The organism is Shouchella shacheensis (assembly GCF_001484965.1).
In the GTDB taxonomy this organism is placed as follows: domain Bacteria; phylum Bacillota; class Bacilli; order Bacillales; family Bacillaceae_D; genus Shouchella; species Shouchella shacheensis.
Genome location: NZ_LLYY01000010.1, coordinates 14,607 through 28,426 on the forward strand (window position 1 = coordinate 14,607; position 13,820 = coordinate 28,426).

The window sequence follows — 13,820 nt, forward strand, 5'->3', positions numbered from 1 at the left end:
CCATTTCTTAGAGGGGAAGGTGACCGTTGAACAAGCCTTTTTCGTTTGCACTCAGGTGATACGAAAATGGCTTTTCACAGGTGAGACTACAAATAAAGTGGCGCAAAGCGGCTCTTGGAAAATTGTCGACCATTGAAACCGAAAAAAGCGATCGCCTTTTTAGGATGATCGCTTTTCCATTTTACTTTTTCCCGTCGTTTAATTCTCTGGCTTCTTCGGGGCTTGACATTTTTGTTGCACCTTTATAGCGCAGACCAACATCTCGGTCTGATTCCACACGACCACTTTCTTTTAGTTTTTTTTCTTGACGGTCTCTTCCCATTTTCAGCACCTCCTCACCTTAAAATGAGTCTTTTTAAAAAGGGTTATTCATCATCTAAAGCATTTGTCTATGTTAAGATCATTGCTCTTGACCGGATCTGCTTTTTTTCTTGGAGTTTGCTTGCATCCCCCCCCCCGCTCCACACACTTGGTGAATCTCCTCTCCTTTAAAACTCTTTTCGCTTATAGATTTGAATGGAAACGATATAGGATACAACAATGTCAACAATTATATGTACGGGGAACGGTGATTCAACTGTGAATCTCCTGTTTAAAATAAAGAAGAGCCCTAGCCTTTAAAACCAGGACTCTTCTTTCACGAAGCGTTTGTCACTACATTTTCACTAAAATACTTTCCCCGTCTACTTCCCATCACAGCCTTAACTGCAACGAAACCCAGCAGAAAGAAACCTCCTGAACTTAGTAATCCAACCGGGCGAATGGTTGCGAACTCCGCTGCTAAACCAACCAAAGCAGTCAATGCCACAATAAACACTGCTTCAATAATGCCCAAGATGCTGCCAAATCGACCCATGACTTTAACGGGCACATGATTTTGGTAAAATGTTACATACCCTGTATTGGCAAATGTTACAGCAAACCCAATTAAAAATACGCCTGCCGCAGCAACATGAAAATGGTGTGACCCATAAAAAACTAGATATCCTACCGCAGTAGCCGTTGTCCCAAACCCAATTAAGCGATTCACGGCAAGCTGTTTCGCAAAGAGGGAATTAATCATTGAACCAATGATTATGCCTGCTCCAAAAACACTCAACAAAAACCCGTACCTCGTATCCGATAATAACAGCACGCCCTTTGCAAACGCTGCTTCCAGGGAATCGATTGCCGTCATGAACACGGTCGTACCGCAAAACAACAAATAGATCTTTGCCACATAAGGAGCTCCTTTGCAAAAACGAAGCACCACACGAAAATCGCTTCTAATCATTTTCCAAGTAAACCGCTGCTTTTCTGCTTCTTCTTTTGTTTGATCAACATTGGGTAAAAGCAGAATAATGAATGCAGATAGAAGAAGCGCCACTGCGTTCATGTGAATCGCGGTGTAAGGCGTACCCAGCCAAAATAGGACTCCTGCAATGGAAGGGCCAATGAGCGAACCACAGGAGTTAATAAAACTGCGCAAGGCATTAAAACGTTGACGGTCTTTTTTCGGGATAAGCTTTGTCATATAAACCATTGAAGAAGGCTGAAAGACCGCGTTCGCCATATTTATGACAAATGCCCCTATATACATATAAATTAGGGAAGGCAGAAATGGGATCAGCGCAATACACACCGCCCGAAAAATGTCTAATCCCATCATAAGCCGCCGCGTATTCAATCGGTCAACCAAGCTCCCTGCCCATGCGTTTGAACAGATCGTTGCGACGGGTCCTAGTATATAAAGCAGAGCAACTGCAAGCGGTGAACCTGTTTCATTTAAGACAATTAGATTCAGGGCAATCAAATACACCCATGCCCCAACATTTGAAATGCCTATTCCTCCTAAAAGCAATACTGGATATTTCCACCTCAAGATCAACACTTCTCCTTTTTTATTTGAATTTGTTAAACCAAATAAAAAATCTCACCCCCAAGACAAAGTTGTCTTGGGGGCGAGATGATGTCGCGGTGCCACCCCAGTTTGCTGCTGCATTCCTGCAGAAACCTTATCAAGTACGGCTAGACAGATCGCCTGCGATACTCTATCTCGATAACGGGAGAACCCGTTGCACCATCATTATGATACTCATAAATCCGGGGCACAGCTCCAAGCCTTGGTTCAGCACAGTCCTCATCCCTCCTTTTCAGCTACTGGAGGTCTCTGTTGATGGTTCGCGTGCCTACTCTTCTTTTCATTGCCTTTGGTATAAAATTGAATTTATCGTAACACTTTCTGAAAGAAGTGTAAATGATTAAATTTGGTGCGGTGGTCATAGTACTCGATCTCTTTCAGCCCACCCCTACTGAAACTCGTTTTTTAACTAGGCAGCGACAATGTTTCGTTGAATTTCAGAGGTCCCTTCATAGATTTTCGTAATCTGTGCATCGCGGTAATATCGTTCAATCGGATAATCCCTCATGTACCCAATGCCTCCATGAATTTGCACGGCCATGTCTGCAATGCAATTATATACCTCCGAACCATACAGCTTGGCGATAGCCGCTTCCTTAATAACCTTCTTCTTTTGGTCTGTCTACCGCTTGTTCTCAGAAAGAGTTGTCGAAAACGAACAGAGAGATTAATTCAACAGTGAATCTAGTTGATTCAATATTGCATAAAGATGCCCCAGCAAACTACCCATCTCTCAGTATCAATAAGACGTTAAAGTGTAACTTTGAGGCCACGACAGCATTTACTTCTTATCTAAAAATAGCCCTCTCTACACCTAATAGGGTAGAAAGGGCTTACACATCATTCATCTATATCATTCAGACAATCGCATTCGCTATTAGCAGTAGAATTAACGATGTTCCCCACGCGAGGGTTGTTGGAATCGACCATACAAGAATTTGCTCTTTTGTTTTCGTGATTCCAATCGTCCGGTTCACAACCCAGAACAAGCTATCGTTAAAGTAAGAGAAAACTAAGGAACCAAGCGCAGCTGCTTGAGCGGCTAGAACCATATTCACGTCTAAGCCCGCAAGGATAGGAGCGGAAATCGAAGCGGCAGTAATCATCGAAACCGTACCACTTCCTTGAATTAATCGTACAAGGCTGGCGATGACAAATGGCAATAATATCGCTGGAATTCCTGTATTTGCAACCCCCTCGGCAATGTATTCACCCACGCCAGTCTCCCTTAAGACATATCCTAATGCTCCTCCAGCACCGGTAACAAGTAAAATAATTCCTGCCTGTTGAATTCCTTCTTCCATACGATCTAGTGCCTCAGACCTTCTCACGTGTCCGAATAATCCATAAATGGCAATGAGTACGGCAATCCCTACCGCAATCACGGGCGACCCAAAAAATTGAATGTATTCCACCATAGGCCCGGTTAATTCCATTGCTGTAGCCGTGGTATTCATAAAGATTAAAACAATCGGTACCACAATGGGTGCCGCGGAACGAAATAACGAAGGCAGGTTCTTGCTCTCCTTTTCCTCCATCCATTCCTCCACGTTCACTTCTTGCTCCGGACGAATCCAATCCAGCCCATCCTCACTAGGAAGTTGATAGATTCGCTTCCCTAACCATTTGGCATATAGAACCATCACAAACACAATGGGAACAGCAAACAACATTCCCGATAAAATCATCCATCCTATGTCTATATTAAAGATCCCTGCTACACCAAGAGGGCCCGGTGTGGGCGGAACCGCACTATGCATGACCACCGCACCGCCGGCTAAAGCAATGGCAAGCGCGACGATGGATTTTCCTGTTTTCTTGGATAACGCCTTGGCCAACGTGCTTAAAATAATAAACGCCGAGTCAACAAAAATAGGGATGGCGACAATATAGCCAGTGATGGCCATCGCCCATTCTTCTTTTCGCTTTCCTAACACCTTAACAACGGTGTAAGCAAGTCTTTCTGCAGCGCCCGATACCTCCAAGATCCGACCCATCATTACACCGAAACCAATAACGATCGCAATCGAGCCTAACGTACTCCCGAAACCTTCCGTAATCGCTGTGACAACAGCAGGAGGGCTCATACCACCAACTAAACCTGTGATGGAGGAGGCTATGATCAATGCTAGAAATACATGAACCTTTGTTTTTACAACAAGGACAATTAAAACAATAATTGCTAGAACAAGCCCTGCTATCATTTGAGTTCCTGATACATCCATAGTTTTCTTCTCCTTTTCTTGGAAAGCGCTTTAATATTTAGACCGAAAAGCGTAAGCGGGTTGAACAAAAACGCGGATTTCGAAGCAGGCCTGAAAAATCCCAAGCTTCTACCCGCTGGAGCTAGACAAAAAGAGGAAAGCCGCCTGAGCGGCCCGCCCTTCTACGCATTGACAAAATGCGGCGCATACTTGGCAGCAAGCTTGATGCATTCTTCCATGCTGACTGAGCTAGCGATTCCTTGGCCGGCAATATCAAAGGCCGTACCGTGGTCTACGGAGGTACGCAGAAATGGCAATCCGTTTGTAATCGAAATGGTGCGATGGAAATCCGTCATTTTTGCGGCAATATGTCCTTGATCATGATACAGAGAAAGTACCGCATCATAGCGCCCATTTAACGCCTGATAGAAAACAGAATCTGCAGGTACGGGGCCAACCACGTCGATGCCATCGGCTTGAGCACGTTCAATGCCAGGGTGAATTTCGTCCATTTCTTCGTAGCCGAACAAGCCGTTTTCTCCGCTATGAGGATTCAAGCCCGCTACCGCAAATTTGCGCTTTTCCACACCCAGTTGAGCAAGTGCGGCATCACAGCGAATCAGGTAGTCATGGACACGCTCTTTGGTCATTTGTCCAATTGCATCTTTCAGCGACAGATGTCGCGTAAGGAAAAAGATGCGCATATTTAGCACTTCAAACATCGTTAATGGATCTTCCGTATTTGAAAGTCCTGCTAGCATTTCCGTGTGCCCAATATATGGGACTTTAGCAGCTTTTAACGATTCTTTATTAATTGGTGCTGTTGCCATGGCTTCCACTTGTTTCGTGTTGCATAGCTCTACCGCATGTTGAATATAGTCAAAAGCAGCTTGGCCGCACGCAGCACTTACTTGTCCAAGCTCATAGTCCTCTAAGCCAGCAAAATGAATGACATCGATCGTTCCATACTCCCCTGTCGCTTGGCTCACCGTTTCGATTTTATTAATCTGCAAGTCGGCTTCTTTTACAACAAGCATCTTCTCCAAAATGTCGGCGTTCCCAATGACAACGGGCGCGCACACTTCATAGATTTCTTTTTTTGCCAGTGAACCGACTGTGATTTCCGGTCCAATTCCAGCTGGGTCTCCCATTGTTACGGCAATTGTTGGCTTTTTCATCATAATCTCTCCTTCTATATGGTTGCTTTTGTTTGTACAAATTTCACACATTCATAAATGGCTTTTTTATCGCCAATCAGTCCACCTTTTGTTACAACGGGTAGGCCGTCAAAGTATCCACCATCAAAGTGACCATAGGCGGCAAGTGGCATCACTTCATCTTTTAAAGCAATTCCATTGGCTCTCCCTAACGCGCACACAGAAGCGGTTACATCTCCACCGCTGGTAAAGCATCCAGCAAAGGTGATCGTATTATCCGTCAACAGTTTACGACTGATCGTTGCTAAACCGTCCGTGATTCGCTTGGCAAGCGCGTCTTTACTTTTTCCCTCTGTGATCGCTTTTGTTTTCAAATCCACAAGCTCTTGCCCCGGCTTGTGCGTCGTAACAATTAACACATGTTCCGTCTCTGCTTTTACAAGCGCCTCCTTCGTGGCTCTCTCTACCTCAGCCTCCCACGTCTTTGTATAGCTCGCGAGTGGCTCTGGGTTCACATAGACTGGAGCCGATCCAGTTTTCTCTATCAGATAATCAAGCTGTGTGCCTGTCAAACTTGTAGCGCTCCCAACCGAAACAAGGATGGTCGCTTTTTTTATATGATTTCTAGAAAGGGCTCTCCCGTAACTCGCCGTCAAAGGGCCAGAATCGGCACATAAGATCGGCTTGTCACTCCGCGTTAACGCTTCAGCTACATCTTCAATTTGTTCATTTGTCACCGCATCGACAACGATCAGCTTTTTGCCTTTCTCCAGCTCCTGCAAAAATGCTTGATAAAAGGATTCTGGACCCTCCAACACAGCATGTAACCCTACGTAACCAACAGCGTGTTTCGACTGCTCAGCAATAAGAGTAGGAACATAGGATTTTGTAATGGGAGCCACAGGGTCTTTGGATACGTAGGTTTCTTGTAACGGCACCCCGTCCAACAACAAATATCCACCCGTCATCACCCTTCCCGAGTCTGGGAACGAAGGAATCAGCACACAAACCGCATCTTCCCTCATATGCGAGAGCATCTCATCAATCTCTTCTCCAATGTTTCCTCTCATCGTGCTGTCAATCCGTTTTGTAAAAACAGTTGCGCCCCATTCGTTTAGCTGTCTCATCGCTCGTGCAACTCTTGTTCTCGCAAACTCCTTTTCTACATAGCGACTATCTGTATCCATAATAACCGCATCATAGGAACCATGAGCGGGCAAATTCGCACTGTGAACAATGGTCGTCACTTGAAATCCTTGCTTCGCAAGCCTGACTCCTGAAGCGTTGCCTCCTGTTAAATCATCTGCAATCACACCTATTTTCATCGCTTCTTCCTCCTGATCTGTTAGACAGGCGCTATTTGCATGTTAGGGTGGTACCTTTCTCGCTCTGCATACGGCAACCGAACATCTGTAATCACGCCTTCTAACTCTTCTAACTGACACACATGAGCAAATGACTTTTCATCAAATTTGCTTGAATCACATACCAGCCAGGTCATTTCCGCTGCTTGAACCATGAGGCGCTTCATTTTTGCCTTCTCTAGCGTAGGGGCGCTTACTCCAGCATAAGGGTGAACAGCATGGGCACCCAATAAGAACAAATCCACATGTATGGACCTTAATAGTTCTTGAGCATGGTCGCCATAAAGCGCTCCCACATCTACTTGAATTTCCCCTCCTGTCACAATGCAACGTGGTTTCGCCTCTACGAGTTCACTCGCTATTTTTATATCGTTGGTGATTATGGTTAAATCTTCGCGTTCCTTGAGCAGCCGAATGATTTCGAGTGTCGTTGTCCCCGAATCCACAAGAATGGTTGCCCCATGTTGGATCAACGATGCAGCTTCTTTCGCAATCGCTCTTTTCGGAAAAAGCTCCTTCGTTTCCTTACGCACATACGGCGTTTCTTTAATTAACGTCTTTGGCAAAACAGCCCCTCCGTGTGTACGGATCAGCTTCTCTTCTTCCTCTAGTTGGGCCAAATCACGACGTACCGTCATATGAGACACCTTTAACGTTTCCATTAATTCATCAATTTCAACTTTTCCTTGCGAAGCAATTATTTGTTGAATCTGTTCGCGCCTTTTCCCAGGATTCATGTTCGTTTTTCACATCCTATATTGTTAATTTACAACACAATTCTTGATTAGTCAATCTACAAATGTTTTATATTCACATTAACAGAAGTTGATTCTGTTTCATTTTAACATTTTTGAGTTACAGAAGCGTGGTCTAACTCCACCGTCTTTAGACGGCACACGCTTTTAGCTTTGAACGTAAGCGTCCGTACTTGAACAAAAACCACATTCATTTGCTCGGTGCCCACCAAGATTGGCACCGAACAAAATCATGCAATGCCTAAAGAGCAGGTCGTCTAGATTGTTACAAGACGAGTTTTCTGAACTCAAGAAAAAGCTATTGGGGGTAGCACCTATGCGCGAGAAGATACTTCTGTGCTACGGTCGGAAATGTGACGGAAGAACTGACCCGAAACTATATTACCAATCAATCCAAGAAAGAAAAGCACGATATCTTCATGATTGAGGGTTAAATTCAGTCCCTTTTAGTATGCTTGAGCATAAGAGCTTATAGAAGACTTCAGTCTTGAAGGCGACTTTACGTCGTAGACATTCATGGCTAAATCCACTTACTTTAGGAAGTGGTCGTCTAAGTGAGTTGTGGAGATTTAAAAAACCACCGCTTTCGAGGAGAAAGTGGTGGTTTTTTGGCTAATTCATCCGGCAGTATGTCAAGTTACGCACTCACGAGAAGTGCGACCAGGGCAGATGGAATTGTAATAGCCTTATACTAATTTCAATCCACGCACTCACAAGGAGTGCGACCGTATAAATGGAGGCGAACCTATATGGACGAGCATTTCAATCCACGCACTCACAAGGAGTGCGACACGAGACATACCGCGAATACAGTGCTATCGTTATATTTCAATCCACGCACTCACAAGGAGTGCGACATTACTCACTTTTTCGACGTGGACGAGATGGAAATTTCAATCCACGCACTCACAAGGAGTGCGACGGGAAGCAAAATCAAGCTCTAGCACGTCTAATCTCTATTTCAATCCACGCACTCACAAGGAGTGCGACCGTAGAGAATTTGTTTCCCAGCCTGTCGTCAAAGATTTCAATCCACGCACTCACAAGGAGTGCGACTCCAGTGAGGTCATGGGTTGACTGTTGAAAAGAAATTTCAATCCACGCACTCACAAGGAGTGCGACCTAGCGGCAGGGGTTAATGATGAATCTAATAAAATTTCAATCCACGCACTCACAAGGAGTGCGACCAAAGGACTCACACGCAAGAGTAGCGATACTCAAGATTTCAATCCACGCACTCACAAGGAGTGCGACGTGATCAACCATGCCAAAGCCAAGCAGAGGGACGAAATTTCAATCCACGCACTCACAAGGAGTGCGACCAAATGTACCTGCTTGACCAGGGCGAGCGTCTCGGATTTCAATCCACGCACTCACAAGGAGTGCGACGGCTATACAAAACCGTATCGGAGGCGAGAGTCCTGTATTTCAATCCACGCACTCACAAGGAGTGCGACTGGGTTTTTGGAGCTTACCCCCTCCGAGTATGAAATTTCAATCCACGCACTCACAAGGAGTGCGACCAACGCCGCAGAAAAGATGGCCGAGCTTGATAAATTTCAATCCACGCACTCACAAGGAGTGCGACAATAGTCCTTCTCGAGTAATGATGGGCATAGGGATTTCAATCCACGCACTCACAAGGAGTGCGACGCCGCCTTTTAAAGCGGGAAGCGCAGTACATCAAAATTTCAATCCACGCACTCACAAGGAGTGCGACGGACACCTCCCTTGCCATCGACCCTGACGCTCTTTATTTCAATCCACGCACTCACAAGGAGTGCGACTCCAAACGACTGACGTTTTATTACTTCCCAGATATTTCAATCCACGCACTCACAAGGAGTGCGACGGTCTTGGCCTTGGAGCAACTGATTTTGCATGACATTTCAATCCACGCACTCACAAGGAGTGCGACTCTCTGAGATTGTGTATAATGCCGCGAAACGTGTCGATTTCAATCCACGCACTCACAAGGAGTGCGACGCGAAACGGCTTCAAAACGAGTGGGACACTCTTCAATTTCAATCCACGCACTCACAAGGAGTGCGACCTCGGACCAATGAATCGATTGATCCAATTTTTCGATTTCAATCCACGCACTCACAAGGAGTGCGACGCGGAGATCCTACAACTAGACAGAGACATTGAAATTTCAATCCACGCACTCACAAGGAGTGCGACGAATCGGTGAACCACTCCTGAGTATATACGCTGGTATTTCAATCCACGCACTCACAAGGAGTGCGACGTACCACAGGCGGCTCCCGGGAGGAACCCAAAATATTTCAATCCACGCACTCACAAGGAGTGCGACGTGGAGGATACATTTATTCGCCAAGACCTAGGCATTTCAATCCACGCACTCACAAGGAGTGCGACTGTTTGGATTTTTAGTAGAAAAAGTGAGAGGTGTATTTCAATCCACGCACTCACAAGGAGTGCGACTCCACCGATGATGGAGGAGCGGAAGAACCTGGAGGTATTTCAATCCACGCACTCACAAGGAGTGCGACATCAGCGACTTCTCACCTTGCGCTTGCTCTTACCAAATTTCAATCCACGCACTCACAAGGAGTGCGACCTCTCATAACTGGCAAGGCGAAGGGGGGATTGTGATTTCAATCCACGCACTCACAAGGAGTGCGACCGTCGCCCTCGATGCCAAACTGCACCGGGAACGTATTTCAATCCACGCACTCACAAGGAGTGCGACGATTTTTCATATCAGTAAACCGGGATCGGATGCTAATTTCAATCCACGCACTCACAAGGAGTGCGACACTGGGCATCCATGTACAAACGTACGCAAAGATGGAATTTCAATCCACGCACTCACAAGGAGTGCGACAACTTTAAAATCCATTATCATTCAACTCCTATTTATTTCAATCCACGCACTCACAAGGAGTGCGACGAGGATTATCATCGTTCCTACGTCGAAAATCTGAAATTTCAATCCACGCACTCACAAGGAGTGCGACGTTAAAACAGATTGCGAAGTATGCATTTGCTGATATATTTCAATCCACGCACTCACAAGGAGTGCGACGTTAAAACAGATTGCGAAGTATGCATTTGCTGATATATTTCAATCCACGCACTCACAAGGAGTGCGACGTTAAAACAGATTGCGAAGTATGCATTTGCTGATATATTTCAATCCACGCACTCACAAGGAGTGCGACAGAAGGGGTTGATACCGTGTCAAAACTACTTAGATTTCAATCCACGCACTCACAAGGAGTGCGACGCTCCTGTTTGCCGTATAGATCGGCCGAGCCTTTGTATTTCAATCCACGCACTCACAAGGAGTGCGACGTCGCGTCTGGAACTCACGCAAGCAGGATTGCTATTTCAATCCACGCACTCACAAGGAGTGCGACCGGCGACCATACGAAGACCGAGGACGACACCAGTTATTTCAATCCACGCACTCACAAGGAGTGCGACATCGTCGAATCAAGCGCTTATATGCTTAAAGGGAATTTCAATCCACGCACTCACAAGGAGTGCGACCTGAGTTGGATAAAAAGAAAACCAAAGAGGCTGTCATTTCAATCCACGCACTCACAAGGAGTGCGACTTTCCATTTTGTCGCTATAGCCAAAGCCGTATTTTTATTTCAATCCACGCACTCACAAGGAGTGCGACTTCGTAACGATTCGATCAATGCCACGCTCGTAAATTTCAATCCACGCACTCACAAGGAGTGCGACTGCTACGCCAAGCTGTGATTGACGGGGAACGATTAATTTCAATCCACGCACTCACAAGGAGTGCGACTTGCGGCTCCGGCATCGTGTGTCCACCTTCCGTGATTTCAATCCACGCACTCACAAGGAGTGCGACGTCTCGCTCTTGTTTAATGCTTTCAACCATCCCATATTTCAATCCACGCACTCACAAGGAGTGCGACCCCATTAAAGGAGTCTAATGTGGTTGATAGGCTATTTCAATCCACGCACTCACAAGGAGTGCGACTTAAACCACACATAAGGGGGCTGATTAAGCAATATTTCAATCCACGCACTCACAAGGAGTGCGACCGAAAACCTACTGGGCGGCGTGTTTGAGGAATCATTTCAATCCACGCACTCACAAGGAGTGCGACGGCATGCCACAACGAATGTCAGACGGGCTAAAAAATTTCAATCCACGCACTCACAAGGAGTGCGACTTTTGTGGAAAGCTGAAGTGACGGTGATGTTTCCTATTTCAATCCACGCACTCACAAGGAGTGCGACGTGGGAGGAACTATATACGGAACAGCAGTTTTAAATTTCAATCCACGCACTCACAAGGAGTGCGACCAGCGCATGGCAGAAATGAGCGTGGATTTTTACTTAATTTCAATCCACGCACTCACAAGGAGTGCGACGCGTCCCTTGCTCAATAAACTGAGGGAGAGCTTCTGTATTTCAATCCACGCACTCACAAGGAGTGCGACTGGAGCGCAAAGGAATCAAACAAGAGGATGTGCGATTTCAATCCACGCACTCACAAGGAGTGCGACGGCTTGGTACTGGCGCTCGTTACCTGTCACACTGTTATTTCAATCCACGCACTCACAAGGAGTGCGACGTGAGACGTGATCTAATCGTAAGGAGTCCGATCATTTCAATCCACGCACTCACAAGGAGTGCGACGTCTCAACGGTGCTCTTGTTGCGGCTACATCGCAATTTCAATCCACGCACTCACAAGGAGTGCGACGCCACTCATTGACGCGGTAGGTTGTTGTTGTGGCATTTCAATCCACGCACTCACAAGGAGTGCGACTTGGCATCGGTGTAAACAACGTCAAGGGACACGGAATTTCAATCCACGCACTCACAAGGAGTGCGACCTTTTTGCACTACCACTCAAACCGTACGTGTTGTTATTTCAATCCACGCACTCACAAGGAGTGCGACATTTCTTGCTAAAGAAACCATGCTCGACATCGTTATTTCAATCCACGCACTCACAAGGAGTGCGACCTATACCTGTAATTAATGGCGCAATCGGCTGGAGATTTCAATCCACGCACTCACAAGGAGTGCGACAACCGACAAGGCCGATCGTCTGTCCGGGGCTGACGATTTCAATCCACGCACTCACAAGGAGTGCGACACTCTTTTGTCTCGTGGCTTGATGACTACTACAGAATTTCAATCCACGCACTCACAAGGAGTGCGACACAGCGTAGAGTCAAGCCAGTACTTGGTGCCATATTTCAATCCACGCACTCACAAGGAGTGCGACGAATCACCCGATGTTATGCTTGGAAACTTGGAGAAATTTCAATCCACGCACTCACAAGGAGTGCGACCCGATTTCACGAACGAGCTAGGTTTAAAAGGAAAATTTCAATCCACGCACTCACAAGGAGTGCGACGAGCGTGACAATTTCCCGCTAATCCGCGCTGGTAATTTCAATCCACGCACTCACAAGGAGTGCGACGATACCGCGTTGAAAATGCGTGTTGTCCCGTCTTGATTTCAATCCACGCACTCACAAGGAGTGCGACGTTTCTCTTTCTTCGTTTGACTGAGGGCAATCATATTTCAATCCACGCACTCACAAGGAGTGCGACCATGTGCTAAGCAATTACCCCTTTGGTTGCGCTATTTCAATCCACGCACTCACAAGGAGTGCGACCACATCTCCCTCGATGCCAAATTGCACCGGGAAGGTATTTCAATCCACGCACTCACAAGGAGTGCGACGTTCCACGCGCCCCGGAACGGCCAAAAGTTGGGTATTTCAATCCACGCACTCACAAGGAGTGCGACTCGGCCTCGACGGCGCTCGGAAGATCCGTACGTTATTTCAATCCACGCACTCACAAGGAGTGCGACACCCGAGGCAATCAAAAGGTGTTTGATATTCCGTTTATTTCAATCCACGCACTCACAAGGAGTGCGACTCCTGATCCTCTGCCGTTAGTAGGATGCCAGGCTATTTCAATCCACGCACTCACAAGGAGTGCGACAGCGATTTCTCCTAAAAAAAGGGGATCATCTACCCTTTTTTGTTAAAATCGCCACTATTTCTTCAAAAATTCAGGTTATACTCATCTAAATGTCAGACAAATACCATAAAAACCCAAAAAATGAGGTGCGAACCTCCCTGCTTTTTCATGTGCGCTTTACCTTCGCACCCGCTAAAAAATTAACGGCTCATCCAGATCAATCGATTCCTTCACACCGATGTGCTCGACTTTCGTTTTATAATTATTCCCTAGTTGATAAAAACGCAGGCTGTCTTGCTCTTCATTGATTAGGTTCGCAAGTTCAATTTTAAGCGTTGTAAATTGCGCAGCATCCACAATGCATTCAAACACAGAGTTTTGTACTCGTTGCCCATAATTTTGGCACGCTTTTGCTACTTTACGGAGCCGCTTCGTTCCCCCAGTACTGGTTGTACTGACATCATACGTAATTAATACAAGCATC

7 protein-coding genes, 2 pseudogenes, 1 CRISPR repeat array and 1 other annotated feature are annotated in these 13,820 nt (G+C 46.2%); of the genes and pseudogenes, 1 reads left to right on the forward strand and 8 read right to left on the reverse strand.

The window, feature by feature from the left end; all coding sequences use genetic code 11:
- Positions 1-181: 181 nt before the first annotated feature.
- The 7 genes and pseudogenes from AVZ68_RS19850 to AVZ68_RS11835 all read right to left on the reverse strand — a co-directional run bounded on the left by AVZ68_RS19850 (position 182) and on the right by AVZ68_RS11835 (position 7,362).
- On the reverse strand, positions 182-322 hold the full coding sequence (locus AVZ68_RS19850; protein ID WP_082676546.1) for a YpzI family protein: 141 nt from the start codon (positions 320-322) through the stop codon (positions 182-184).
- Between the two features lie 315 nt (positions 323-637).
- Positions 638-1,870 (reverse strand): MFS transporter, encoded by a 1,233-nt coding sequence (locus AVZ68_RS11815; RefSeq protein ID WP_245628121.1) that lies wholly within the window; start codon positions 1,868-1,870, stop codon positions 638-640.
- A gap of 63 nt (positions 1,871-1,933) precedes the next feature.
- Positions 1,934-2,193: a binding site (T-box leader), on the reverse strand.
- A 116-nt stretch (positions 2,194-2,309) separates the two neighbouring features.
- Positions 2,310-2,519, reverse strand: a pseudogene (locus AVZ68_RS19855) (acyl-CoA dehydrogenase family protein); the annotation flags it as partial.
- 238 nt (positions 2,520-2,757) lie between these two features.
- On the reverse strand, positions 2,758-4,125 hold the full coding sequence (locus AVZ68_RS11820) for a GntP family permease (RefSeq protein ID WP_059104772.1): 1,368 nt from the start codon (positions 4,123-4,125) through the stop codon (positions 2,758-2,760).
- A gap of 161 nt (positions 4,126-4,286) precedes the next feature.
- Positions 4,287-5,285, reverse strand: a complete 999-nt coding sequence (gene pdxA / locus AVZ68_RS11825; protein WP_059104773.1) for a 4-hydroxythreonine-4-phosphate dehydrogenase PdxA — start codon at positions 5,283-5,285, stop codon at positions 4,287-4,289.
- An 11-nt stretch (positions 5,286-5,296) separates the two neighbouring features.
- Positions 5,297-6,586: a four-carbon acid sugar kinase family protein gene (locus AVZ68_RS11830; protein ID WP_059104774.1), complete on the reverse strand. Its 1,290-nt coding sequence runs from the start codon at positions 6,584-6,586 to the stop codon at positions 5,297-5,299.
- 20 nt (positions 6,587-6,606) lie between these two features.
- Positions 6,607-7,362, reverse strand: coding sequence for a DeoR/GlpR family DNA-binding transcription regulator (locus AVZ68_RS11835; protein ID WP_059104775.1), 756 nt, complete (start codon positions 7,360-7,362; stop codon positions 6,607-6,609).
- 217 nt (positions 7,363-7,579) lie between these two features.
- On the opposite strand from AVZ68_RS11835, the pseudogene AVZ68_RS21060 reads away from it, so the two are divergent.
- A pseudogene (locus tag AVZ68_RS21060) lies at positions 7,580-7,807 on the forward strand (transposase); the annotation flags it as partial.
- Positions 7,808-8,009: 202 nt separating this feature from the next.
- A CRISPR array of direct repeats spans positions 8,010-13,357; the repeat unit is 32 nt; unit sequence ATTTCAATCCACGCACTCACAAGGAGTGCGAC.
- Positions 13,358-13,528: 171 nt separating this feature from the next.
- On the opposite strand, the gene cas2 reads toward AVZ68_RS21060, so the two are convergent.
- Positions 13,529-13,819: a CRISPR-associated endonuclease Cas2 gene (cas2, locus tag AVZ68_RS11840; RefSeq protein ID WP_059104776.1), complete on the reverse strand. Its 291-nt coding sequence runs from the start codon at positions 13,817-13,819 to the stop codon at positions 13,529-13,531.
- Between the last annotated feature and the right edge of the window lies 1 nt (position 13,820).

Coding starts and splice junctions, on each gene's coding strand:
- AVZ68_RS19850 (WP_082676546.1), bottom strand. CDS start 322: ATGGGAAGAGACCGTCAAGAAAAAAAACTAAAAGAAAGTGGTCGTGTG.
- AVZ68_RS11820 (WP_059104772.1), bottom strand. CDS start 4,125: ATGGATGTATCAGGAACTCAAATGATAGCAGGGCTTGTTCTAGCAATT.
- pdxA (WP_059104773.1), bottom strand. CDS start 5,285: ATGATGAAAAAGCCAACAATTGCCGTAACAATGGGAGACCCAGCTGGA.
- AVZ68_RS11830 (WP_059104774.1), bottom strand. CDS start 6,586: ATGAAAATAGGTGTGATTGCAGATGATTTAACAGGAGGCAACGCTTCA.
- AVZ68_RS11835 (WP_059104775.1), bottom strand. CDS start 7,362: ATGAATCCTGGGAAAAGGCGCGAACAGATTCAACAAATAATTGCTTCG.
- cas2 (WP_059104776.1), bottom strand. CDS start 13,819: ATGCTTGTATTAATTACGTATGATGTCAGTACAACCAGTACTGGGGGA.